The 24,373-nt window shown below is 65.5% G+C and carries 24 protein-coding genes; 16 read left to right on the top strand and 8 right to left on the bottom strand.

Annotation, left to right across the window (positions count from 1 at the left end; genetic code table 11):
- Window positions 1-50 precede the first annotated feature (50 nt).
- The 3 genes from TQ98_RS03085 to TQ98_RS03075 form a co-directional block, all read right to left on the bottom strand.
- Window positions 51-1,700 (bottom strand): acyl-CoA dehydrogenase family protein, encoded by a 1,650-nt coding sequence (locus TQ98_RS03085; protein WP_044872275.1) that lies wholly within the window; start codon window positions 1,698-1,700, stop codon window positions 51-53.
- Window positions 1,697-2,341 (bottom strand): TetR/AcrR family transcriptional regulator, encoded by a 645-nt coding sequence (locus tag TQ98_RS03080; RefSeq protein ID WP_044872276.1) that lies wholly within the window; start codon window positions 2,339-2,341, stop codon window positions 1,697-1,699. Before TQ98_RS03080 ends, TQ98_RS03085 begins: the two co-directional genes overlap by 4 nt.
- Window positions 2,342-2,469: 128 nt before the next feature.
- Complete coding sequence (locus TQ98_RS03075) at window positions 2,470-4,866, bottom strand: hybrid sensor histidine kinase/response regulator (RefSeq protein ID WP_044872277.1); 2,397 nt, start codon at window positions 4,864-4,866, stop codon at window positions 2,470-2,472.
- A gap of 251 nt (window positions 4,867-5,117) precedes the next feature.
- Between TQ98_RS03075 and TQ98_RS03070 the strand changes: the two genes are divergently transcribed.
- From TQ98_RS03070 to TQ98_RS03055, 5 genes are all read left to right on the top strand, one after another.
- The gene (locus tag TQ98_RS03070; RefSeq protein ID WP_044872278.1) at window positions 5,118-5,915 is read left to right on the top strand and encodes a hydroxymethylpyrimidine/phosphomethylpyrimidine kinase; all 798 of its coding nucleotides are present in this window, start codon (window positions 5,118-5,120) and stop codon (window positions 5,913-5,915) included.
- Window positions 5,912-6,541 carry a thiamine phosphate synthase gene (thiE, locus tag TQ98_RS03065; protein WP_044872279.1) on the top strand — a complete coding sequence of 210 codons (630 nt, stop codon included), beginning with the start codon at window positions 5,912-5,914 and terminating at the stop codon, window positions 6,539-6,541. The genes TQ98_RS03070 and thiE overlap by 4 nt, the downstream gene beginning before the upstream one ends.
- A 30-nt stretch (window positions 6,542-6,571) precedes the next feature.
- Window positions 6,572-7,861, top strand: a complete 1,290-nt coding sequence (gene hemL / locus TQ98_RS03060; protein WP_044872280.1) for a glutamate-1-semialdehyde 2,1-aminomutase — start codon at window positions 6,572-6,574, stop codon at window positions 7,859-7,861.
- Entirely contained in the window at window positions 7,861-8,022 is a 162-nt protein-coding gene (locus tag TQ98_RS27730; RefSeq protein ID WP_158249343.1) for a hypothetical protein, read from the top strand. Before hemL ends, TQ98_RS27730 begins: the two co-directional genes overlap by 1 nt.
- A 143-nt stretch (window positions 8,023-8,165) precedes the next feature.
- Window positions 8,166-8,714: a tetratricopeptide repeat protein gene (locus TQ98_RS03055; protein WP_044872281.1), complete on the top strand. Its 549-nt coding sequence runs from the start codon at window positions 8,166-8,168 to the stop codon at window positions 8,712-8,714.
- Window positions 8,715-8,745: 31 nt separating this feature from the next.
- On the opposite strand, the gene TQ98_RS03050 is transcribed toward TQ98_RS03055, so the two are convergent.
- Window positions 8,746-9,069: a DUF1820 family protein gene (locus tag TQ98_RS03050; RefSeq protein WP_044872282.1), complete on the bottom strand. Its 324-nt coding sequence runs from the start codon at window positions 9,067-9,069 to the stop codon at window positions 8,746-8,748.
- A 135-nt stretch (window positions 9,070-9,204) separates the two neighbouring features.
- Between TQ98_RS03050 and miaB the strand changes: the two genes are divergently transcribed.
- The 5 genes from miaB to lnt all read left to right on the top strand — a co-directional run bounded on the left by miaB (window position 9,205) and on the right by lnt (window position 14,581).
- Window positions 9,205-10,545 carry a tRNA (N6-isopentenyl adenosine(37)-C2)-methylthiotransferase MiaB gene (gene miaB, locus TQ98_RS03045; protein WP_044872283.1) on the top strand — a complete coding sequence of 447 codons (1,341 nt, stop codon included), beginning with the start codon at window positions 9,205-9,207 and terminating at the stop codon, window positions 10,543-10,545.
- A 90-nt stretch (window positions 10,546-10,635) separates the two neighbouring features.
- Entirely contained in the window at window positions 10,636-11,652 is a 1,017-nt protein-coding gene (locus TQ98_RS03040) for a PhoH family protein (protein ID WP_044872284.1), read from the top strand.
- Complete coding sequence (gene ybeY / locus TQ98_RS03035) at window positions 11,645-12,109, top strand: rRNA maturation RNase YbeY (protein WP_044872285.1); 465 nt, start codon at window positions 11,645-11,647, stop codon at window positions 12,107-12,109. Before TQ98_RS03040 ends, ybeY begins: the two co-directional genes overlap by 8 nt.
- Window positions 12,110-12,130: 21 nt before the next feature.
- Entirely contained in the window at window positions 12,131-12,970 is an 840-nt protein-coding gene (locus TQ98_RS03030) for an HlyC/CorC family transporter (RefSeq protein ID WP_044872286.1), read from the top strand.
- A gap of 90 nt (window positions 12,971-13,060) precedes the next feature.
- Window positions 13,061-14,581, top strand: coding sequence for an apolipoprotein N-acyltransferase (lnt, locus tag TQ98_RS03025; RefSeq protein ID WP_044872287.1), 1,521 nt, complete (start codon window positions 13,061-13,063; stop codon window positions 14,579-14,581).
- 52 nt (window positions 14,582-14,633) lie between these two features.
- Here the strand turns inward: lnt and TQ98_RS03020 are convergent, their stop codons facing one another.
- Together TQ98_RS03020 and TQ98_RS03015 are read right to left on the bottom strand one after the other, a co-directional pair.
- Window positions 14,634-15,395 (bottom strand): YdcF family protein, encoded by a 762-nt coding sequence (locus tag TQ98_RS03020; protein ID WP_044872288.1) that lies wholly within the window; start codon window positions 15,393-15,395, stop codon window positions 14,634-14,636.
- 23 nt (window positions 15,396-15,418) lie between these two features.
- The gene (locus TQ98_RS03015) at window positions 15,419-15,856 is read right to left on the bottom strand and encodes a hypothetical protein (RefSeq protein WP_044872289.1); all 438 of its coding nucleotides are present in this window, start codon (window positions 15,854-15,856) and stop codon (window positions 15,419-15,421) included.
- Between the two features lie 254 nt (window positions 15,857-16,110).
- Between TQ98_RS03015 and leuS the strand changes: the two genes are divergently transcribed.
- From leuS to lipA, 6 genes are all read left to right on the top strand, one after another.
- Entirely contained in the window at window positions 16,111-18,732 is a 2,622-nt protein-coding gene (leuS, locus tag TQ98_RS03010; RefSeq protein ID WP_044872290.1) for a leucine--tRNA ligase, read from the top strand.
- Between the two features lie 61 nt (window positions 18,733-18,793).
- Entirely contained in the window at window positions 18,794-19,402 is a 609-nt protein-coding gene (gene lptE / locus TQ98_RS03005; RefSeq protein WP_044872291.1) for an LPS assembly lipoprotein LptE, read from the top strand.
- A gap of 40 nt (window positions 19,403-19,442) precedes the next feature.
- Window positions 19,443-20,480: a DNA polymerase III subunit delta gene (gene holA / locus TQ98_RS03000; protein WP_044872292.1), complete on the top strand. Its 1,038-nt coding sequence runs from the start codon at window positions 19,443-19,445 to the stop codon at window positions 20,478-20,480.
- A gap of 75 nt (window positions 20,481-20,555) precedes the next feature.
- Window positions 20,556-20,714: an alternative ribosome rescue factor ArfA gene (gene arfA, locus TQ98_RS02995; protein WP_044872293.1), complete on the top strand. Its 159-nt coding sequence runs from the start codon at window positions 20,556-20,558 to the stop codon at window positions 20,712-20,714.
- 54 nt (window positions 20,715-20,768) lie between these two features.
- Window positions 20,769-22,076, top strand: a complete 1,308-nt coding sequence (locus TQ98_RS02990; protein WP_044872294.1) for a lytic murein transglycosylase — start codon at window positions 20,769-20,771, stop codon at window positions 22,074-22,076.
- Window positions 22,077-22,252: 176 nt separating this feature from the next.
- Window positions 22,253-23,305, top strand: a complete 1,053-nt coding sequence (gene lipA / locus TQ98_RS02985; protein ID WP_044872295.1) for a lipoyl synthase — start codon at window positions 22,253-22,255, stop codon at window positions 23,303-23,305.
- Between the two features lie 129 nt (window positions 23,306-23,434).
- Here lipA and lipB read toward each other — a convergent pair whose 3' ends face one another.
- On the bottom strand, window positions 23,435-24,061 hold the full coding sequence (lipB, locus tag TQ98_RS02980) for a lipoyl(octanoyl) transferase LipB (protein ID WP_082073192.1): 627 nt from the start codon (window positions 24,059-24,061) through the stop codon (window positions 23,435-23,437).
- Window positions 24,061-24,342, bottom strand: a complete 282-nt coding sequence (locus tag TQ98_RS02975; RefSeq protein ID WP_044872296.1) for a DUF493 domain-containing protein — start codon at window positions 24,340-24,342, stop codon at window positions 24,061-24,063. Before TQ98_RS02975 ends, lipB begins: the two co-directional genes overlap by 1 nt.
- Window positions 24,343-24,373 lie beyond the last annotated feature (31 nt).

Raw genomic sequence — 24,373 nt, 5'->3', positions numbered from 1 at the left:
TGGGCACCGCTTGCACCACCCGCCGTTCGGGCGGGTGGTCGAGCCTGGATTCAGGCGAGGTGGGGCGTGGAGCGCGCGACGAGGGCCTCGACGTCGGCGCCGCGCGGCAGGGTGCCGTAGACGCGGCCATGGCCGCCCAGGCGGCTGCCGATGAAGGCATCGGCGACGGTGGCATTGCCGGCTTCCAGCAGCAGCTTGGCCTGCAGCGCCACGGCCACGTCCTCGGTGAGCTGGCGAGCGCGGTACTGGATGTCGGCGGTGTCGGCGAAGCCCTTCTTCAGGTTGCCGATGAAGGTCGCCAGACGCGCATCGCCGTGGCCATCACCCAATTCAGCGAACAGGGCATCGAGCACGCCGGGCTCCTTGGACAGGGCGCGCAGTACATCCAGACATTGCACATTGCCGGAACCTTCCCAGGTGGAGTTCACCGGAGCCTCGCGGTAGAGGCGCGGCAGGATGGTGTCCTCCACGTAGCCGGCGCCGCCGAGGCATTCGGCGGCCTCGTTGATCATTGCCGGCGCGCGCTTGCAGATCCAGTACTTGCCCACGGCGGTGACCAGGCGGGCGAACTTGTCCTCCTGCTCGTCGTGAGCATTGTCCAGGGCGTTCCCCATGCGCAGGGTTAGCGCCAGGGCGGCCTCGCTTTCCAGGGCCAGGTCGGCCAGGACGTTCTGCATCAGCGGCTGCGCGGCCAGCACCCGGCCACCGACCTTGCGGTGGGCGCAGTGGTGGGCGGCCTGGGTCAGGGCCTGACGCATCAGGGCGCTGGAGCCGATCATGCAATCGAATCGGGTCAGCGCCACCATCTCGATGATGGTCGGCACGCCGCGCCCTTCCTCGCCCACCATCCAGGCCAGCGCCCCGCGATATTCCACTTCGCTGGAAGCGTTGGACCAGTTGCCCAGCTTGTTCTTCAGGCGCTGGATGTAGAACTCATTGCGCGTGCCATCCGGGCGGTGACGCGGCAGGAGGAAGCACGACAGCCCCTTGTCGGTGTACGCCAGGGTGAGGAAGGCATCGCACATGGGCGCCGAGCAGAACCATTTATGACCAACCAACTCGTACGCCTGGCCCGGTCCGGGGATGCCCACCGGATGGGCGCGGGTGGTGTTGGCGCGCACGTCGGTGCCGCCCTGCTTCTCGGTCATGGCCATGCCGATGGTGACCCCGGTCTTCTGCTCCATGGGCACATTGCGCGGGTCGTACTCGGTGGCGAGGATCTTCGGCAGCCACTTCTCGGCGAGGTCCGGCTGCAACCGCAGGGCCGGCACACTGGCGAAGGTCATGGTCAGCGGGCAGCCGGTGCCGGCTTCGGCCTGGCTGTGCAGGTAGCTCATGCCGGCGCGGGCCACCTGGGCGCCGGCGCGCGGGTCGGTCCAGGGCATGGAAGGGATGCCGTGCTCGATGGAGGCGCGCATCAGCTCGTGATAGGACGGGTGAAACTCCACCAGGTCGATGCGGTGGCCGTAGCGGTCGTGGCTCTTGAATACCGGTTTGTTCTCGTTGGCAAGGAAGCCGGCCGCCATCAGCGGGCCACCGGCCAGGGCGCCGTAAGTGTCGAGGCGCTGCTCAGCCCAGCCGCCCTGGTAACGGCGCACCCACTCCTGCAGCGGCAGGTCGACGCGGTAAAGGTTGGCGCCATCCAGTGGCGGCACCTGATTGAAGACTTCATGGGTTTCGGCGAACTCGTGCAGGCTCATCGCAGGTCTCCGTGGGCAGGTTGGCTGGCGCCGAGGGCGCGCAGGCAGAAGGAAACGAGATTGGCGCAGACCGCTTCGAGAGTGCCCGGCGCCTGGCTGGCCGCGCGGGCCGGGGGCGACAGCGGGCCGACCAGGGATTCGGCGATGGCGCCCACCAGGCAGGCTGCGGTCAGGGAAATGGACGGGACCTGGAATTCACCGCTGCCCTGGCCCTCTTCCAGCAGTCGGCAGAACAGTTCGGCATAGGCTTCGCGGTAGCGCAGGCGCTGTTCGTCCACTTCGGGGTCCACCGGCTCGGCGATCAGGGCGAAGGCCAGCCGCTGGCTGTACCAGGCCCGTGCGGCGAACCGGCGCAAGCCGCGCGCCAGCCGCTCGGTCGCCGGACCAGAGCCGCGCAGCACTTCGGCAAGACTATCCACTTCCAGCTGGCTGGCTCGGGCGAAGACCTCCGCGGCCAGTTCGCCCTTGTTACCGAAATGGCGATACAGGCTGCCGGTGGCGATTCCGGCGTCCTCGGCCAGGGCCTGCATGGTCAGCGCGGCGAAACCACCCTCGACCACCCGCGCATGTGCGCAGTCGAGAATGTGGCTGCGCAGCGTCTGGTCGCGGTCGATTCTGGATGCGGTGGTGCGGTAGGCCATGGTCTGAATCCCGGTTCACTTCTTTCAGTGAATCAGGATTCAGACCTTGCAGAAAGTGGGATAAACGCCGCGATCAGCAGCATAAATGCCTTGAACGCGGGGCGATTCCGTTTGCAGGACCGCGATCGTCAACCCAGCGACTTCACGCTCTCCACCGACTTGCACAACAGCCAGTCGTGCAGCAGCGCCCGCAGCTCCTCGAACTTCACCGGCTTGGCCAGGTAGTCGCTCATGCCGGCTGCCAGGCAGCGCTCGCGATCGCCGCTGTGGCTGTGGGCGGTAATGGCCAGCACCGGCAGGTCGGCGCAACCGGGCATGGCACGCAGGGCGCGGCAGGTGGCGAAGCCGTCCATGACCGGCATCTGGCAGTCCAGCAGCACCGCGTCGATGGGCTCGCGGCGGATTTGTTCGAGGGCCTCGGCGCCGTTGTCGGCCGTGCGCACGCGGTAGCCGAGCTTGAGCAGCATGCCGCGGGTCACCAACTGGTTGATGGCGTTGTCTTCCACCACCAGCACGGTGCATTGCTCCGGCCTGCGCTGGGGCTGGCCCCCCGGGCGGCGTATGGGCGTAGCCGGGGCCTGGGCAGGCAGCATCAGGGTCAGCATCAAGGTAAAGGTGCTGCCGCAACCCGGTTGGGAATCGTGTGAAAGCGTGCCGCCCAGCAACTCCACCAATTGCTGGCTGAGGGCCAGGCCGATGCCCAGACCGCCATATTCGCGGGTCATGGAGCCATCCAACTGGTAGAAGCGGCGATAGAGCCGCCCGTCCGGCGGCGTGGTGAAGCCGATACCGGTGTCCCTCACGTCGATCCGCAGGGCGATACCGCCTTCGGCCGTCTCCTCACCACTGAACTCCAGGCCAACGCTGCCGCGACCGGTGAACTTGATGGCGTTGTCCAGCAGGTAGCCCAGCGCCTGGGCCAGCTTGCCGGAGTCGCCTTCGAGGGTGTCCGGCAGTTTGTGATCGAGGTTGATGTCGAAGACGAGCCCCTTTTCCTCGGCCCGTGGCGCGAACTGGACCTTCAGGCTGTCCGTCATCCCGCGCAGGCTGAACGGCTCGCGCTTCGGGTAGAGCTTGCCGGCTTGCAGCTCAGTCATCGCGAGGATGTCGTTGACCAGCCGCATCATGTCCCGCGCCGAACTGGAGGCCGTGCGCTGGTACTGCTCCAGCTCGTCGTCCAGCGGCAGCGTCTGCATCAGTTCCAGGGAGCCGATCACACCGTTCATCGGCGTGCGCAGCTCGTGGGTGACGGTGGCGAGGAACTCGTCCTTCAGGCGGTTGCTGTTGGCCAATTCCTGGTTCAACGCCTCCAGCTTGCGGCCGGCGTCCTGGAGGATGCGGGTGCGCTCCTCCTTCATGGCGTTGATGCGGTCGGCCAGCGCCAGGGACAGCAGACCCACCTCCAGTGCCGAGCCGATCTGGCTGGCGTACATGGTGAAGAAGCCGTTGGGCAGGTAGCCCAGCACCATCAGGGTGTTGATGGCGCCGCCGAGGAGGAAGGCGCTCCAGGCGATGATGAAGTAGCGCGCCACGCGCATGCCACGCAGCCAGGCCAGCACACCCGCGGAGAAGATCACCACGGTGAAGATCAGCGCCAGGGAAGTGGCCAGGCGCAGGGCAAGGCCGTAGCTGACGGTCAGCGCCAGGATCATCGTCAACCCACCCACGGCCATCAGACCAAGGAGCGCGCGATCCATCCAGGGGCTGTGGTCGGCGGTGTGCAGGAAGCTGCGGGAGAACTGGCAGCCGAACAGCGCGGCCGAGCCGATCAGGAAGGGCGTCGCCGCGTTGGCCCACCAGGGGTTGTCAGGCCAGAAGTACTGGATGCCGGCACCGTTGACCGATATCTGGTAGAGCCCGAAGGAGCCGATATAGAGGATGTAATAGAGGTAGCTGGTGTCGCGGACGCTGAGGAAGATGAACAGGTTGTAGATCAGCATCACCAGCAGCACGCCGTAGATGATGCCGAGCACGTAGATGCGCTCCGGCTGCTCCTCGAGGAACGCCTGGGGCAGCCAGAGGGTCAACGGTGCCTGGATGGAACCCTCGCTCTGCAGGCGCAGATAGATTCGCTGCGGCTGGTTGGGCTGCAGGGCGAGGTCGAAGACGTAGTTGTTCTGCTTGATCTGTCGGCTGGAGAACGGCAGCGCATCACCGGTGCGCTGGGCGAGCACGTAGCCGCCCTGGCCGTCCGGCACGTAGAGGTCGAGGTGATCCAGCGGCGGGTAGGCCAGCTCCAACAGCCAGTCCTGCACGCCCCCCTGGACACGCGGGCGGTAGTCCAGGTCGACACGCAGCCAGAACACCGAGCGCGAATAGCCGGCGTTGAGTACGGGTTTCTCGTTACGGCGGAAGATGCCGTCCAGCGCGGGAGACGTGATGTCTTCAATGCTGGCGTCGCCGCGCACGTCCTCGAACACGTCCATGTACTGGCCGAGCGGTACGTTGCGCGTCTGCTCGTCGAACTCCACGGCACCGGCCAGGCCCGCGAACAGACAAAGAAAGGCAAGGAGGACGATCCGCATGCAGCCCCACAGTGGCCTCTTGACTGCGTCTGGAGTCCACCTCCTTATCCGACGCGCCACCTGGGGCCAGGTTGATCAAAAAGAAGCACTCTAGCACAGCGCAAGGTAGCTGAAAGCTGCACTTTGCCATCATTCAAAAACGGCTCTATTCCGGGGCTTTCAAGCAGCAGAATCAGGCACCGCTCGGCGCCCCTGAGGCAAAGCGCCGCCAGTGCGGCCCGGCGAGGTGTTTAGTGGTAAGCTCGCCGACCATGAAAACGACCAACTCTCGCCCCGTAGTCCTCTGCCTCTCCGGCCACGACCCCAGTGGTGGCGCCGGCCTCCAGGCGGATATCGAAGCCCTGATCGCGCAAGGTTGCCACGCCGCCCCGGCGGTGACCGCCCTGACCGTTCAGGACACCGTCAACGTTTCCGACTTCCGCGTCCTCGACCGTGAATGGGTGCTGGCCCAGGCCCGCGCCGTGATCGCCGACCTGCCGGTGGCCGCCGTCAAACTCGGCATGCTCGGCTCGGTGGAAATGGTCGAGACCGTCCTCGAGATCATGCAATCGCTGCCGGGCATTCCCCTGGTCTGCGACCCGGTACTGCGTGCCGGCGGCGGCGGTGCCCTGGGCAAGGACGAAGTGGGCTACGCGATTCGCGAACGCCTGCTGCCGGTGGCCGCCATCGCCACCCCGAATCTGCCGGAAGCGCGCATCCTCGCCGAACTGCCGGAAGGCACCCCGGACGAATGCGCCGAGAAACTGCTGCCGTTCTGCCGCAACCTGCTGATCACCGGTGGCCACGGCGACGAAAACGAAGTCCACAACCGCCTCTACACCCAGAGCGGTGAACGCCACACCTTCACCTGCCAGCGCCTGCCCGGGAGCTACCACGGTTCCGGCTGCACCCTGGCCAGCGCCCTGTCTGGCCGCCTGGCCCTGGGCGAGGAGCTGTCCAGCGCCGTACGCACCGCCCTCGATTACACCTGGCGCACCCTGCGTGACGCCGAACAACCCGGCCACGGCCAGTACGTGCCACGCCGCCTGCCGCTGGATTTCTGCCAATGAAACTGCGTGGCCTCTACGCCATCACCGACAGCCAACTGCTGGCCGACGGCAAGCTGCTGCCTTACGTGGAAGCGGCCTTGAAGGGCGGCGCCAAGCTGCTGCAGTACCGCGACAAATCCAGCGATGAGGCCCGCCGCCTGCGGGAGGCCGAGTCTCTGCGAGAACTCTGCACCCGCTATGGCGCCCAGCTGATCATCAATGACGACGCCGAATTAGCCGCGCGCCTGGGCGTCGGCCTGCACCTCGGCCAGGGCGACGGCTCCCTCGCCGCAGCCCGCGCCCTGCTGGGTCGTCAGGCCATCATCGGCGGCACCTGCCACGCCAGCCTCGATCTGGCTGCCGGCGCTATCAAGGAAGGCGCCAGCTACATCGCCTTCGGCCGCTTCTACAATTCCCAGACCAAGCCGGGCGCCCCTGCCGCCACCCTGGAGCTGCTGGACGAGGCCCGGCAGTGCTTCCAGCTGCCCATCGTCGCCATCGGCGGGGTGACGCTGGACAACGCCCCGGAGCTGATCGCCCGCGGCGCCAGCATGGTGGCGGTGATCCACGCCCTGTTCGGCGCCGACTCGGCAGCCGAGGTGGAACGCCGCGCCCGTGCCTTCAGTGCCCTGTTCGACCGCGCCTGACCCCGAATTCGCTTGAAAGAGAGACCTGCCATGTCCCGTTCCGAAACCCTGTTCGCCAATGCCCAGAAACACATCCCCGGCGGCGTCAACTCGCCCGTCCGTGCCTTCAAGAGCGTCGGTGGCACTCCGCTGTTCTTCAAGCACGCGGCCGGCGCCTACGTGACGGACGAGGACGACAAGCGCTACGTGGATTACGTCGGCTCCTGGGGCCCGATGATCCTCGGCCACAGCCACCCGGACGTGCTGGACGCGGTGCGCAAGCAGCTGGAACACGGCCTCTCCTACGGCGCGCCCACCGCGCTGGAAGTGGAAATGGCCGACCTGGTCTGCTCCCTCGTGCCGTCCATGGAGATGGTGCGTATGGTCAGCTCCGGCACCGAAGCCACCATGAGCGCCATTCGCCTGGCCCGCGGCTTCACCGGTCGCGACAGCATCATCAAGTTCGAAGGCTGCTACCACGGCCACTCCGACAGCCTGCTGGTGAAAGCCGGTTCCGGCGCCCTGACCCTGGGCGTTCCCAGCTCCCCGGGCGTACCGGCCGCCTTCGCCCAGCACACCCTGACCCTGCCGTTCAACGACATCGACGCCGTGGAGAAGACCCTGGCCGACGTGGGCAATGAAGTGGCCTGCATCATCGTCGAGCCGGTGGCCGGCAACATGAACTGCGTGCCCCCGGCACCGGGCTTCCTCGAAGGTCTGCGCAGCCTCTGCGACAAGCACGGCGTGGTCCTGATCTTCGACGAGGTGATGACCGGCTTCCGTGTCGCCCTCGGCGGCGCCCAGGCCTATTACGGCATTACCCCGGACCTTTCCACCTTCGGCAAGATCATCGGCGGCGGCATGCCGGTGGGCTGCTTCGGCGGCAAGCGCGAGATCATGTCCCACATCGCCCCGCTGGGCCCGGTCTACCAGGCCGGCACCCTGTCCGGTAACCCGCTGGCCATGGCCGCCGGTCTGACCACCCTGAAGCTGATCAGCCGCCCGGGCTTCCACGCCGAGCTGACCGACTACACCACGCGCATGCTCGACGGCCTGCAGCAACGTGCCGATGCCGCCGGCATCCCCTTCGTCACCACCCAGGCGGGCGGCATGTTCGGCCTGTACTTCAGCGGCGCCGACAACGTCGTCACCTTCCAGGACGTGATGGCTAGCGACGCCGAGCGCTTCAAGCGCTTCTTCCACCTGATGCTGGATGGCGGCGTGTACCTGGCACCGAGCGCCTACGAGGCGGGCTTCACCTCCATCGCCCACGGCGAAACCGAGCTGAAGATCACCCTGGACGCCGCCGAGCGCGCCTTCGCCACGCTCAAACAGGCCTGATGCAATACAGCACCGCCCTCTCCGACGGCATCCTCGCCTTCGCCTGCCTGGCCAGCGCTTTCGTGCTGGTGCAGGCGGGCCAGGTGTTTGACGATGGGGAGCGCCCGGCCTGGTTCTGCGCCCTGCTTGGGCTGCTGATCCCTTGCTGGCCTGGCGACTGATGGCATTTCGCAACACCCCGCCGAACGCAAACAAAGCAAAGGCTTTGTAAGATCGCCCCGCCTTATTTCATAATGTGACGGTCGGCGCGTTTCTCGCCGGCCGGGCATGATGCCCGCATTGCTTCCGAGGCGCTGTGACCCCCATGAACCGCACCGGCCGCACCCTGATCCTGGGCTGCCTGTTGCTTCTCCTGCCACTGCTGGCCAATGCCGGCGGCAACTCCCTGCTGATCCCAGCGACCGGCCGCTGCAACCTGAACAGCCTGCCGGAAAACCTCTCGGAAGCCATTTCTGCCTGCCAACAGGCCGCCAAGGGCGGTGATGCCGAAGCCCAGTACGAGCTCGGCGAGTTCTACTACGACGGCAAGCGCACCCCGCGCGACCTGGCCCAGGCCCTGCAATGGTTCGAACAGGCGTCCCTCAAGGGCCACGCCCAGGCCCAATTGCGCCTGGGCAACATGTTCTTCCGGGGCGAAGGGGTGCCGGCCAACAACGTGCAGGCCTACATCGTGCTGAAGATGGCTGCGGTGAACGGCTCGGACGAGGCGATGGACAGCGCCGACCTGGTGGCGGCGCAAATGCGTAGCGACGAGCTGGAAATCGCGACCCAGGTGCTGGGGCAGATCTTCCGCAATTACCTGCTGGAACTGCAGGCCGCAGACGGCGGCTCACCCTTCTCGCCACTGCCCTGACGGCAGCGGCTCGATAAAGCGACTCGACCGATCACTTCTCCGGCATTGGCAGGGGGAACGGCATCACGTTGCCGCCGCCCCTGGCCTCACTGATCTTCGGCGTGCCGAGGCGCTCCACCTCGTCGATGCGGATGATGGAATGCATCGGCAGGAAACTGCGCACCACACCTTCGAACTGAGCCTTGAGCTTCTCTTCGCTCGGGTCGACCACCACCTGGGTGCGTTCGCCGAAGACGAACTCTTCCACCTCCAGGAAGCCCCACAGATCGCTCTGATAGATCTGCTTGGCGTACATCTCGTACACCTGGCCCTGGTTCAGGAAAATCACCTTGTAGATCGGGTCGGACTTGCTCATGGCGGATCAGCGGGTAGTCGCAGCGGATTTTCGGGGGCGCAGATCATAGCATAGCCGCCAGGCAGGCGGAGCTAGGAAGGGCGCGGCATGGCGACTATAATGCGCGGTTCTTCGAACCACCTGACTCTTACGTGCATGGCCAAGAAGCTCTATATCGAAACCCACGGCTGCCAGATGAACGAGTACGACAGCTCGCGCATGGTCGACCTGCTCGGTGAACATCAGGCGCTGGAGGTCACCGAGCGTCCGGAAGAAGCCGACGTGATTCTGCTCAACACCTGCTCGATCCGCGAGAAAGCGCAGGAGAAGGTGTTTTCGCAACTTGGCCGCTGGCGTGAACTGAAACAGCAGAACCCGGAGCTGGTGATCGGCGTGGGCGGCTGCGTGGCCAGCCAGGAAGGCGCCGCCATCCGTGAGCGCGCGCCCTACGTCGACGTGGTCTTCGGCCCGCAGACCCTGCACCGGCTGCCGGAAATGATCGACGCCGCGCGCGACACCCGAAAGCCGCAGGTGGACATCAGCTTCCCCGAAATCGAGAAATTCGACCGCCTGCCCGAACCGCGCGTCGACGGCCCCAGCGCCTTCGTTTCGGTGATGGAAGGCTGCAGCAAGTACTGCACCTTCTGCGTGGTGCCCTACACCCGTGGCGAAGAAGTCAGCCGCCCGTTCGATGACGTGCTGGCCGAAGTCATCCACCTGGCCGAGAACGGCGTTCGCGAAGTGACCCTGCTGGGCCAGAACGTCAACGGCTACCGTGGCCTGACCCATGACGGCCGCATCGCCGACTTCGCCGAGCTGATCCGCGTGGTCGCCGCCGTCGACGGTATCGACCGCATCCGCTACACCACCTCACACCCGCTGGAATTCTCCGACGCGCTGATCCAGGCCCACGCCGAAGTGCCGGAGCTGGTTAAGTTCGTCCACCTGCCGGTCCAGGCGGGCTCCGACCGCATTCTCGCGGCCATGAAGCGCAACCACACTGCGCTGGAATACAAATCCCGCATCCGCAAGCTGAAGGCTGCTGTGCCGGACATCTGCATCAGCTCGGACTTCATCGTCGGTTTCCCCGGCGAGACCGACAAGGACTTCGAGCAGACCATGAAGCTGGTCGAAGACGTCGGCTTCGACTTCTCCTTCTCCTTCATCTACAGCTCGCGCCCGGGCACCCCGGCGGCGGATCTGGTGGACGACACCCCGGAAGAAGTGAAGAAGCAGCGCCTGCAGATTCTGCAGGGCCGCATCCACCAGCAAGGCTTCGAGATCAGCCGACGAATGGTCGGCAGCGTCCAGCGCATCCTCGTCAGCGACTTCTCCAAGAAGGACCCGGGCATGCTCCAGGGCCGTACCGAGAACAACCGCATCGTCAACTTCCGCAGCGCCAACCCGCGCCTGATCGGCCAGTTCGTCGACGTGCACATCGACGACGCCCTGCCCCACTCCCTGCGCGGCACCCTGATCGAAGAGAACCTGCACTGACGCACCCGTTGGGCCCGTGCTTTTCCAGCCGGGCCCTCGGGGTTATTCTTGATCCACCATTTCCTGCCGCCTCAGGGCGAACACACGACATTGAACGCCTCCCTGGATCTTCACCGTTTCACCCTGGAACCCTTTGAAGCTCGCCGCTTCGCCAACCTGTGCGGCCAATTCGACGAGCACCTGCGCCTGATCGAGCAGCGCATGGGCATCGAGATCCGCAATCGCGGCAACCAGTTCGAACTGGTCGGTGATCCCCAGATCACCCATGCCACGGAAAACCTCCTGCGCCGCCTCTATCGCGAGACCGAAGCCATCGAACTGGAGCCCGACATGGTGCACCTGTTCCTGCGCGAAACCGGCATGGACGAGGCCAATCCCCGGACCGAGGCCGTGAGCCTGCGGACCCGCAAGGGCAACATCCGCCCGCGCGGCGCCAACCAGCAGCGCTATGTCAAATCGATCCTCGACCACGACATCAATTTCGGCATCGGCCCGGCCGGCACCGGCAAGACTTACCTGGCCGTGGCCTGCGCCGTGGATGCCCTCGAGCGTGAGCAGGTGCGGCGCATCCTGCTGGTGCGTCCCGCCGTGGAGGCCGGCGAAAAGCTCGGCTTCCTCCCCGGCGACCTCTCGCAGAAGATCGACCCCTATCTGCGTCCGCTCTACGATGCGCTGTACGAGATGCTCGGCTTCGAGCAGGTGGCCAAGTTGATCGAGAAGCAGATCATCGAGGTTGCCCCGCTGGCCTACATGCGCGGCCGCACCCTTAACAACAGCTTCATCATTCTCGACGAGAGTCAGAACACTACACTCGAGCAGATGAAGATGTTCCTGACCCGTATCGGTTTCGGCTCCACCGCAGTGATCACCGGCGACATTACCCAGATCGACCTGCCCCGAGGCACCAAGTCCGGGCTGACCCACGTGATCGATGTGCTGCGCGATGTGCCGGGTATCAGCTTCACTCACTTCAAGTCCCAGGACGTGGTACGCCACCCGCTGGTACAGCGCATCGTGGAAGCCTACGACCGCTTCGACAGCCGCCAGCAGCAAGCCAGGGCCAAACCAGCCGACAACGATCCGGGCGCCATAGACGACAATGCTTGAACTTGACCTGCAACTCGCCAGCGAGGCCCAGGGCCTGCCGAGCGAGGCGGACTTCCGTCGCTGGTGCGAATTGGCCCTGCGCCAGCGCACCGCTGACTCCGAAATGACCATTCGCCTGGTGGATGAGCCCGAAGGCCGCGAACTCAATCGCACCTGGCGGCACAAGGACTACGCTACCAACGTGCTCTCCTTCCCCGCAGACGTGCCGGACGAGTTGCTGGACATCCCGCTACTCGGCGACCTGGTGATCTGCGCGCCGGTAGTGGCCAGGGAGGCCGCCGAACAGGGCAAGACCCTGGAGGCGCACTGGGCGCACCTGGTGATTCACGGCTGCCTGCACCTGCTCGGCTATGACCACATCGAGGATGAGGAAGCCGAGGAAATGGAAGCACTGGAACGGGAATTGCTGGCCGAACTTGGCCACCCCGACCCTTACCGCGACGACGAAGACCAATAAGAAGCACCGAGCAAAGGACATATGAGCGAAGATCGATCGAGCAACGGGCACAGGTCCTGGCTGGAAAAGCTGACCCAGGCCTTTGCCCATGAGCCGAAAAGCCGCCAGGAGCTCCTCGAGCTGCTGCGCGAAGCCCACCAGAACAAGCTGCTCGACAGCGAAGCGCTGTCGATCGTCGAAGGCGCCATCCAGGTCGCCGACCTGCAGGTACGCGACATCATGGTGCCGCGCTCGCAGATGATCAGCATCAAGGCCCATCACTCGCCGAAGGAGTTCCTCCCGGCGATCATCGACGCGGCCCACTCCCGTTACCCGGTCGTCGGCGAAAGCCTCGATGACGTCATGGGCATCCTGCTCGCCAAGGACCTGCTCCCGCTGATCCTTCATGACGGCAGCCAGCCGTTCAACATCAAGAACCTGCTGCGCCCGGCCACCTTCGTGCCCGAGTCCAAGCGCCTCAACGTCCTGCTCCGAGAATTCCGTGCCAACCACAACCATATGGCCATCGTCATCGACGAGTACGGCGGCGTGGCGGGCCTGGTGACCATCGAAGACGTGCTGGAGCAGATCGTCGGCGACATCGAGGACGAGCATGACGTCGAGGAAGACAGCTACATCAAGCCGCTGCCCAGCGGCGACTTCATCGTCAAGGCCCTGACGCCGGTAGATGCCTTCAACGAGTTCTTCGAGACCGACTTCTCCGAGGACGAGTTCGACACCGTCGGCGGCCTGGTCATGGGTGCCTTCGGCCATCTGCCCAAGCGCAACGAGACCACCGAAATCGGCGACTTCCGCTTCCGTGTGCTCAACGCGGACAGCCGCCGCATCCACCTGCTGCGTCTCTCCCCGCTGTCCCACTGATTCGCGTGCGCCCCTCCACAGCAGAGGGGCGCATGTGGATAATCCAGCGCCGCACGCTATTCCAGCTCCCCATCCGCCCAAGGACCGAGCATGAACTGGATCACCCGCCCCGGCTGGCCGGGCAACCTGCTGGCCCTGGCCGCCGGCGCCCTGACGCCCCTGGCCTTCGCCCCCTTCGATTTCTGGCCCCTCGAACTTCTGTCCCTTGCCCTGTTCTACCTGGGCCTGCGGGACCTCGCGCCCAAGGCAGCCTTCTGGCGCGGCTGGTGCTACGGCTTTGGCCTCTACCTCGCTGGCACCGGCTGGATCTACGTGAGCATCCACGACTACGGCGCCGCTTCCGTACCCCTGGCGACATTCCTCACCGTCGGCTTCAGCGCCGGCGTCGCGCTCTTCTTCGCCTTACCTGCGCTGGTCTGGGCCCGCTGGCTCCGTCGCAGCGAAGCCGCCCTGGCCGACACCCTGGCCTTCGCCGCACTCTGGCTGGCCCAGGAAGCCTTCCGCGGTTGGTTCCTCACCGGTTTCCCCTGGCTCTATGCCGGCTACAGCCAGCTTGACGGCCCGCTGGCCGGGTTGGCACCGGTGGGGGGTGTCTGGCTGGTGTCCTTCGCCCTGGCCCTGACCGCCGCCCTGCTGGTGAACCTGGCGCAGCTGCGCAGCCGCCCCGCCTTCCTCGGTGCTGGCGTCGTCCTCTTGGTCGCGCCCTGGGCCGTCGGCCTGGCCCTCAAAGGTCACGCCTGGACGCAGCCCGCCGGTGAGCCGCTCAAGGTGGCGGCCATGCAGGGCAACGTTGAACAGAACATGAAGTGGGACCCGGAACAGCTCAATGCCCAGTTGGCCCTCTACCGCGACATGACCTTCAGCGCCCGGAAGGCGGACCTGATCGTCTGGCCCGAAACCGCAGTGCCGGTGCTCAAGGAGTTCGTCGACGGGTACCTCGGCGTAATGGGCCGGTTCGCCAACGACCGCCAGTCCGCCCTGATCACCGGCGTGCCGATCCGCCAGCTCAATGAGCGTGGCGAGAAGCGCTACTACAACGGCATCACTGTGGTCGGCCAGGGTGAAGGCACTTACCTCAAGCAGAAGCTGGTGCCCTTCGGCGAGTACGTGCCGCTGCAGGACCTGCTGCGCGGCCTGATTGCCTTCTTCGACCTGCCCATGTCCGACTTCGCCCGTGGCGACTCTGACCAGAAGCCGCTGCTGGCCAAGGGGTACCGCATCGCGCCCTACATCTGCTACGAGGTGGTCTATCCCGAGTTCGCAGCCGATCTCGCGGCGCAGAGCGACATCCTGCTGACGGTGAGCAACGACACCTGGTTCGGCACGTCCATCGGCCCGCTGCAGCACCTGCAGATGGCGCAGATGCGCGCCCTGGAAGCCGGGCGCTGGATGATCCGTGCCACCAACAATGGGGTCACTGTGCTGATCGATCCCCACGGCCAGATCACCGAGGGCATCCCGCAGTTCCAGCAGGGCGTGCTCTACGGAGAGGTCCTGCCCATGCAGGGCCTGACGCCTTATCTGCAATGGCGCGCCTGGCCGCTGGTGATCCTCTGCGGCCTGCTCTTCGCCTGGGCTCTCATGGCCAGTCGAATCGCCAAGACGGTCTGACCCGCGAGAGCGGGGCAAGTCACCTGGGGCCGCGTAACGGCCCCATTCCGCCTCAGTCGTAGGCCAATGGATAGGCGATCAACCCGATCGCCTCGTTGAGCAGCAGGCTGCTCTGCCACACTGCCTTGGCCTCCGGCAGCCATCCCTTCAAGGGGCGGCCATTGGGAACGCCCATGAACCCCACGGGCGCCGTTACCACTTCGAAACCGGCACGCTCAAAGCACCAACGCGCCCGAGGCATATGGGCCGCCTGCGTTACCAGCAGCACTCGGCGAACACCGTCGGATTGCAGAAGCCGCGCCGAGAACTGGGCATTCTCCCAGGTCGTGCGACTTTCACCCTCCAGCCAGCGCACCTCGACACCAAAATCACGCTTGAGCGTGTCGGCCATGATCTGCGCCTCGCTGGGCGGCTCGCCGAAGTGCAGGCCGCCGCTGGTCAGCAACGGCAGGCCACTGGCACGGGCCACGCGCGCGGCATAGCGCAGCCGCTCCAGGGGCAATAGGGCGGGCTGGTCTGCTCCCCAGGCAGGGTCGTCACGATCCCGGCCACCGCCCAGCACCACGATCGCATCCACCCGCCCGGCCAGTTGCGACCACTCCACCTCGGCCAGGGGTGGTTCGCGCTCCAGCACCTTGGCCGACCACTCGACGACGATGGGCAGGCTCATCAACCAAAGGCCGCCGAACCCCGCCACGAAGCAGGCCTTCGACAATCGCGGCATGCGCCGGCGCATCCACCAGGCGAACAGAAGCAACAGCAGCAGGCCACCAGGCGGCAGCAGAATCTGCTTGAGGATGTAACGAATTGGCATGGGCACCTCCAGGTGCCCGGAGCCTAGCGGGGATTGCTCGTGCGGAAAAGCTGCGAGCCGCAGGACATGCAGGCCTGAACCCCCTGGCCGCGCTGCCAGATGGCTGGCGTGCCGCACATGGCGCAACACAGCTGCTGGCGCCGCTTGAACGGAGGCTTCGGCTTGAGGGGCAAAGGTTGGGCAGAAGTGCGTTCCGAACGCAGGGGGGAGCGCGGCAATTCCTTGATGGCGGCCAACTCTTCCGCCGCAGCGTGCCAACCACGGAGCCAGCGCATGTCCTTGTCCAAGTATGCGCGGATCAACTCCATCTCGGCGGGGGTCAATCCCTTCAATTCCAGTTCAAGCGGCTCCTCGTCGCGCAAGCGAACCGCTGTATCCGCTTCATCCAGCGCTAGGGCCAGCCGGTGCAACAACCGCTCGTATAGCCCGTTCCCTGATTCCGTCCGCCGCAACTCAGCCATCCAGCACCTCGAACCACGTAAACGCTTGCCTTGCTTATGAAAAGCTTAGCGTTCGGTTCCTGGCTGCAAGGTGCCAGCGACAAACGGTGCCGGGATGCCCGACGGACGCCCACCCGTGCATTCAGGGTTTCCCTAGGCCGATGGGGGTCATGTATGCTACGGCGCTTGAATTTCCGTTTCCCGACGGGGTCCATGTTGTGGCGAAAGCCGGCGCAATCGGCCCCAGGGAACCCAATCCTTCAGCGCCAGTAGCCATGCACGAACAGTATCAGCCCCGCGAAATCGAAGCCGCCGCGCAAGCCCACTGGGACGCGCACAAATCCTTTGAAGTGAGTGAGCAGCCCGGCAAGGACACCTTCTATTGCCTGTCGATGTTCCCCTACCCGAGCGGCAAGCTGCACATGGGGCACGTGCGCAACTACACCATCGGCGACGTGATCGCTCGCTACCAGCGCATGCAGGGCAAGAACGTGCTGCAGCCCATGGGTTGGGATGCCTTCGGCATGCCGGCGGAAAACGCCGCGATGAAGAACAACGTCGCACCCGCCAAGTGGACCTACGAGAACATCGACTACATGAAGTCCCAGCTGAAGAGCCTGGGCCTTGCCATCGACTGGTCCCGTGAAGTCACCACTTGCAAGCCCGACTACTACCGCTGGGAGCAGTGGCTGTTCACCAAGCTGTTCGAAAAGGGCGTCATCTATCGCAAGAACGGCACCGTGAACTGGGACCCGGTGGACCAGACCGTACTGGCCAACGAGCAAGTCATCGACGGTCGCGGCTGGCGTTCCGGCGCGCTGGTGGAGAAGCGCGAGATCCCGATGTACTACTTCAAGATCACCGCCTACGCGGATGAACTCTTGAGCAGCCTCGACGACCTGGACGGCTGGCCCGAGCAGGTCAAGACCATGCAGCGCAATTGGATCGGCAAGTCCCGCGGCATGGAAGTCAGCTTCCCCTATGACCAGGCCAGCATCGGCCTGGACGGCGCGCTGAAGGTCTTCACCACCCGCCCCGACACCCTGCTGGGCGCCACCTACGTAGCGGTTGCCGCCGAGCACCCGCTGGCCACGCTGGCCGTGCAGAAGATGCCGGCCGACAAGGCTGCCGAACTGCAGGCCTTCATCGACGAGTGCAAGCGTGGCGGCGTTGCCGAAGCCGATATCGCCACTCAGGAGAAGAAGGGCCTGCCCACTCCGCTGTTCGTCGAGCACCCGCTCACCGGCGAGACGCTGCCGGTGTGGGTCGCCAACTACGTGCTGATGAACTATGGCGAAGGCGCTGTGATGGCCGTGCCGGCCCACGATGAGCGTGACTTCGCCTTCGCCCACAAGTACGACCTGCCGATCAAACCGGTAATCCGCACCGCCGCGGGTGACGAGACCCCGGCCCCTTGGCAGGACGCCTACGGCGAGCACGGCCAACTGATCAACTCCGGCGAATTCGACGGCCTGGATTACCAGGGCGCCTTCGACGCCATCGAAGTGGCCCTGCAGGAGAAAGGCCTGGGCCAGGCCCGCACCCAGTTCCGCCTGCGCGACTGGGGCATCAGCCGCCAGCGCTACTGGGGCTGCCCAATCCCGATCATCCACTGCCCGAGCTGCGGTGACGTACCGGTGCCGGAAGACCAACTGCCGGTAGTGCTGCCTGAAGACGTGGTGCCGGACGGCGCCGGCAGCCCGCTGGCCAAGATGCCCGAGTTCTACAGCTGCACCTGCCCGAAATGCGGCACTGCGGCCAAGCGCGAAACCGACACCATGGACACCTTCGTGGAAAGCTCCTGGTACTTCGCCCGCTACGCCTCGCCGAACTACGACAAGGGCATGGTCGATCCGGCCGCTGCCAACCACTGGCTGCCCGTCGACCAGTACATCGGCGGCATCGAGCACGCCATCCTTCACCTGCTCTACGCGCGTTTCTTCCACAAGCTGATGCGCGACGAAGGCCTGGTCAGCTCCGACGAGCCGTTCAAGAACCTGCTCACCCAGGGCATGGTGGTCGCCGAAACCTACTACCGCACCGCTTCCAACGGCGGCAAGGACTGGTTCAACCCGGCCGACGTCGAGGTTGAGCGTGACGCCAAGGCCAAGATCATCGGCGCTCGCCTGAAGACCGACGGCCTGCCCGTGGAAATCGGTGGCACCGAAAAGATGTCGAAGTCGAAGAACAACGGCGTCGACCCTCAGGCCATGATCGACCAGTACGGTGCCGACACCTGCCGCCTGTTCATGATGTTCGCTTCGCCGCCGGACATGAGCCTGGAGTGGTCCGACTCCGGCGTCGAAGGTGCCAGCCGCTTCCTCCGCCGCGTCTGGCGCCTTGCCCAGAGCCACGTCGCCGCTGGCCTGCCGGCCGCCCTGGACCGCAGTGCCCTGAACGACGAGCAGAAGGCCGTACATCGCGCTATCCACCTGGCCATCCGCCAGGCCAGCCAGGACGTTGGCCAGTTCCACAAGTTCAACACCGCCATCGCGGCCGTGATGACCCTGATGAACGTGCTGGAAAAGGCCCCGCAGGCCAGCGCCGAAGACCGCGCCCTCCTCCAGGAAGGCCTGGAATCCGTGGCACTGCTGCTGGCCCCCATCACCCCGCACATCAGCCACGTACTGTGGCGCGAGCTGGGCCATGCCGATGCCGTCATCGATGCCGCCTGGCCGGTCGTGGACGAAGCCGCCCTGGTGCAGGACAGCCTGCAACTGGTGGTACAGGTCAACGGCAAGCTGCGCGGCCACATCGAAGTGCCGGCCGACGCCAGCCGCGAAGCGGTGGAAGCCGCCGCGCGTGGCAACGAGAACGTGCTGCGCTTCACCGATGGCCTGACCATTCGCAAGGTCATCGTGGTGCCGGGCAAACTGGTCAACATTGTCGCCAACTGATGGAAGCCGGCGTTGCTCCTCCGGGAGCGGCGCCGGACTGCACGCAAGGGGAACGCAAGAAATGATGAAACGGAATCTGCTGGTCCTGGGCCTCAGCGCACTACTGAGCGCGTGCGGCTTCCAGCTGCGCGGCACGGTCGACGCCGAGTTCGCCCTGACCGAACTGGATGTCACTGCCCGCAACCAATACGGCCAGACCGTCAAGGATGTGCGCAAGGCGCTGGAAGACAACAAGGTCAAAGTCCATGCCGGCGCTCCCTACACGCTGGTGCTGACCAACGAGGCCGAGAGCCAGCGGGCGGCCACCTACACCAGCTCCGCTCGAAGCGCCGAGTACGAGCTGACCCAGACGCTGAAATACGAAATCCGCGGCAGCAACGACATGTTGCTGATGAACGACCAACTGTCCGTGCAGAAGTACTACGTACACGACAGCAACAACCTGATCGGTTCCGACCAGGAAGCTGCGCAACTGCGCCAGGAAATGCACCAGGAAATGGTTCAGCAGATCGTCATGCGCCTGCAGTTGATCACCCCGACCCAACTGGATCAGCTTCAGCAGACCGCCGAAGCCAAGGCCAAGGCCGAAGCCGAAGCGGAGGAAGCCGCGCGCAGGGCCGAACAGGCCCAGCAACCGCAGCAGTCTCCGCTGCAACTGCCCATCCAGTGAGTACACGGGGCCGCACCAGCGGCCCCGGTCATTTGCGCCTATGAAACTCAACCCCGCACAACTGGGCAAACACCTGCAGGGCCAACTGGCACCGGTCTACGTCGTCAGTGGCGACGAACCACTACTCTGCCAGGAAGCCTGCGACGCCATTCGCGCCAGCGTCCGTGCGCGGGATTTCAGCGAGCGCCAGGTGTTCAACGCCGAAGCCAACTTCGACTGGGGCCTGCTGCTGGAAGCGGGCGCCAGCCTCTCGCTGTTCGCCGAGAAACGCCTGTTGGAAGTTCGTCTGCCTTCGGGGAAGCCGGGGGACAAGGGCGCCGCCGCGCTGCTGGAGTACCTCTCCCGCCCACCGGAAGACACCGTACTGCTGCTGAGCCTGCCCAAGCTCGACGGCAGTACCCAGAAGACCAAATGGGCCAAGGCCCTGATCGACGGCGCGGACGCCCAGTTCATCCAGATCTGGCCGATCGAAGCCCACAACCTGCCCCAGTGGATTCGCCAGCGCCTGGCTCAGGCCGGTCTGGCCGCCAACCAGGAAGCCGTGGACCTGATCGCCGCGCGGGTGGAAGGCAACCTCCTGGCGGCCGCCCAGGAAATCGAAAAACTCAAGTTGCTGGCCGAGGGTGGCCAAGTGGATGCCGCCACCGTTCAGGCGGCAGTGGCTGACAGCGCCCGCTTCGACGTTTTCGGCCTGATCGACGCCGCACTCAATGGCGAGCCGGCCCACACCCTGCGGACCCTGGAAGGGCTGCGTGGCGAGGGCGTAGAGCCTCCGGTGATCCTCTGGGCCCTGGCTCGCGAACTGCGCCTGCTGGCGGGTCTTGCCCAGCAGTACAGCCAGGGCGTGCCACTGGAAAAGGCCTTCGCCGCTGCTCGCCCGCCGGTCTGGGACAAGCGCCGCCCGCTGGTCAGCCGCGCCCTGCAGCGCCATCCAGCCTCCCGCTGGAACCAGATGCTGCAAGACGCCCAGCGCATCGACGCACAGATCAAGGGCCAGGCTCCGGGTGATCCCTGGAACGGCCTCGCACGCCTCTCCTTGCTATTGGCCGGCCAGCGTCTACCCCTCTCCGCCGAGTGACTGGACATTTTCTGAGCAGAAGCCGATGATTCGCGCGCCCGCACTGGTGCGGACGCCAATCGAGGATCATCGGCCATGGCCAAGAAACGCAACAAAGGCGCACACAACCGCGCAAAGTCCCTGGTAGCCCAACCACTCTTCCGCTGCCGCCAGGAGAAGCCCCTGAAAGGCAAAGGCAGCTACCGCCGCGAAGCCTCCCACGATTGGGAGGCTTCGTCGCTTATGGCCGCCTGAAAGTGGCGAGACGTGTTAAGGTCGCGGCTTGATTCGTCTGTCCGAGAACCGCGCATGTTCAACGCCCCAGCCCCCGGCCTGATATTCCGTCGCCTGGCCGTGGCCTCCGCTCTGACCCTGATAGCCTCCTGCGCCGAAGCCCCGGCCCAGAAACCCGCCACCGCTCCCCTGCCCCAGGCCAGCCAACCCGCCGCCAAAGCCGCCACGTCGCCGGCACAAGCCCCGGTGGTGATGCCGGCCATCAGCTTCGATGCCTGGCGTGACGGCTTCCGACGTCAAGCCTTGGCAAGCGGCATAGACACCGCGACCTTCGATCGCGCGTTCGCCGGCATCACCCCCGACGCCAGCGTTATCACCGCTGACCGCAGCCAGCCCGAATTCACCCGCCCCGTCTGGGAATACCTGGAAGGCGCCATTTCCCCCTATCGCGTGCGCAAGGGCCAGTCCCTGATGGCCGAGCATGCCACCACGCTGGCCGCCATCGAGCAGCGCTTTGGCGTTGACCGGGAGCCCCTGGTGGCCATCTGGGGCATGGAAAGCAGTTTCGGCCAGTTCATGGGGGACAAGTCGGTAATCCGCTCCCTGGCCACCCTGGCCTACGAAGGCCGTCGCCCAGAGTTCGCACATGCCCAGTTGCTGGCAGCCCTGCAGATCCTCCAGCACGGCGACATCCAGCCCGGCGGCATGCTGGGGTCCTGGGCAGGCGCCATGGGGCAGACCCAGTTCATTCCCACCACCTACAACAGCCACGCGGTGGACTTCGACGGCGACGGCCGCCGGGATATCTGGAACTCCGCAGCCGATGCCCTGGCTTCCGCCGCCCACTACCTGCAGGCTTCCGGCTGGCGCAAGGGGCAGCCCGCTGCGTTGCAGGTGCAACTCCCCCAGGGCTTCGACTACGCCCACGCCGATGGGGATATCCGCAAATCCGTGGGCCAGTGGCAGGCCACGGGCGTACTACTAGTGGGTCCGCAGGCCAATGGTCTGTCCGGAGAAAGTGCATCGCTCCTGCTGCCGGCCGGCTATCGCGGCCCGGCGTTCCTGGTACTGGATAACTTCCGCGCCATCCTCAAGTACAACAACTCCTCGTCCTATGCCCTCGCCGTCAGCCTGCTGGGCGAGCGCTTCGATGGCGGCGGCCAGCTCATCGGCAGTTGGCCCCGGGACGAACGCCCCCTGAGCCGCAGCGAACGGGTTGAACTGCAGGAGTCCCTCACCGCCGCTGGCTACGACCCGGGCACGCCGGACGGGATCATCGGCGCCAATACCCGCAAGGCCATTCGCGGTTACCAGCAGCGCCTCGGTTGGCCCGCGGACGGATTCCCGACCCAGAAGCTGCTGGAAAGCCTGCGCCAACGCTGACGCCTGCGGACCGCGAATGGTCCGCAAATTGGCGCCAGGCGCTACGCTCCCTAACGTCGCGCCAAGACCGGGAACGTCGCGCTGCCAGCCTGGGCGGACACCTCTTGTGATACACTGCGCCACCCTCTTGTGCCCCTGCGGCAGCCCTTGAAGCCTCTAGCGGAGTCAGATTTCCGATGTCCGATACAGACTCGTCCAAACACGTCGCCAGCGGCGAAAAATTCCGTACTGCTCAGGGCATCACCGCGATCAAGGATGGCCAGAAGCGCCGCGCCTCAGCCGAACCCCAGGTCTTCGAGCCCAAACCCAAGTGGCTGCGGGTGAAGGCGCCGGGGGGCAGCCGCTTCGACGCGGTCAAGCGCAACGTCGGCGAGCACCGCCTGAGCACCGTGTGCCAGGAATCGCACTGCCCGAACATGGGTGAGTGCTGGTCCAACGGCACCGCCACCATCATGCTGATGGGCTCGGTATGTACTCGTGCCTGCCGCTTCTGCGCCGTGGACACTGGCAACCCCAATGGCTGGCTGGACCTGGAAGAGCCGCAGAACACGGCCAAGTCGGTCGAACTGATGGCTTTGCGCTATATCGTGCTGACATCGGTGGATCGCGACGATCTGGACGATGGCGGCGCCGGCCACTACGCCGCCTGCGTGCGCGCCATCAAGGAGCGCACGCCCCAGGTGGTTGTGGAGGCCCTGACCCCGGACTTCAACGGTGACCACGAGGCCATCGAACGGGTGGTGGACTCCGGCCTGGAGGTGTTCGCGCAGAACGTCGAGACGGTCAAGCGCCTGACCCATGTGGTGCGGGACCCGCGCGCAGGTTACGAGAAGACGCTGCGCGTGCTGGAGCATGCCAAGCGCCACCGCCCGGACGTGCTGACCAAGACCAGCCTGATGCTGGGACTGGGCGAGACCGACGAGGAAATCATCGAGACCATGGACGATCTGCGCGCCATTGGCGTGGACATCCTCACCCTCGGCCAGTACCTGCAGCCCACCCGCAACCATCTAAAGGTTCAGCGCTGGGTCAGCCCGGAAGAGTTCAACCGCTTCCGCGATATCGGCCTGCAGAAGGGCTTCATGGAAGTCGCCGCCGGCCCGCTGGTGCGCTCCAGCTACAGGGCCGACCGGGTGTTCGAGAAGAACAACCTGGGCCTGGCCGCGCCGGTGCCGGTACCGGGCCAGCCCGTCGACTCGAGCATCATTCCGACACTCAACCTGGGTTGAGCAGGAACCGCCCAACCCACTCCCGAGGGAGTGGCTGGGGCGATTGCAGCGGGTAATCAGACGCGATCTAACGAAACGGCCCCCTCTCCCTATGGGAGAGGGGGCCGTCGTTTATCCGGGAACATCCTTCTACTGCGTGTAGCCCAGCCGCTGACGCAGAGCCTGCTCCAGGTGCCGCGCCACCTCATCGAGCTGCGGCGGCGTCTCGAGGAAATCCTTGAGCTGCACCATCTTCAGCCCGGCGTAACCGCAGGGGTTGATCCGCCAGAAGGGCGACATATCCATGTCCACGTTGAGCGCCAAGCCGTGGAAGGAGCAGCCACGGCTGACCCGCAGCCCCAGCGAGGCAATCTTGTCGCCATCGACATAAACGCCGGGAGCATCCGCCTTGGGTGCTGCCGTAACGCCATAGGCAGCCAGGACATCCACCAGGCTCTGCTCCATGGCTGTGACCAGCTCGCGCACGCCCAGTCCCAGGCGGCGAAGGTCCAGCATCAGATAGGCCACCAGTTGGCCGGGGCCATGGTAGGTAACCTGGCCGCCGCGCTCCACCTGGACCACCGGGATGTCTCCCGGCGCCAGCAGATGCTCGGCCTTGCCGGCCTGGCCCTGGGTGAACACCCGGGGATGCTGCAGCAGCCAGATTTCGTCGGGGGTCCGTTCGTCGCGTTCGACGGTCAGACGGCGCATCGCCTCCAGGGTCGGCAGGTAGTCCACCAGCCCCAGGTGACGCACGAAAAGCTCGGCGGGTGCCACTAGAGCACCATGTGCACGCGGCCAGTGGCGCGCAGGTCGACGTGAATCGCCTGCAACTGATCGACGCTGGTGGCGGTGATCAGCACCTGCACAGAGAGGAAACGGCCGTTGCGGCTGTCGCGCACCACGAGGGTGGTGGCGTCGAGATCGGGAGCGTGGCGCTGGATGACTTCAATCACCATATCGGCAAAGCCATCGCCGGAATCGCCAATCACCTTGATGGGGTAGCGCTCGCAGGGAAACTCGATTTTCGGGGGTTGTACGTCAGGAGTATCGGTCATGGCGGCAGCGGACTCGTGGCCCGCGATGCGG

The sequence above is a fragment of the Pseudomonas sp. LFM046 genome, from assembly GCF_000949385.2.
Lineage (GTDB): Bacteria > Pseudomonadota > Gammaproteobacteria > Pseudomonadales > Pseudomonadaceae > Metapseudomonas.
This window is presented reverse-complemented; position numbering and strand designations above follow the sequence as displayed.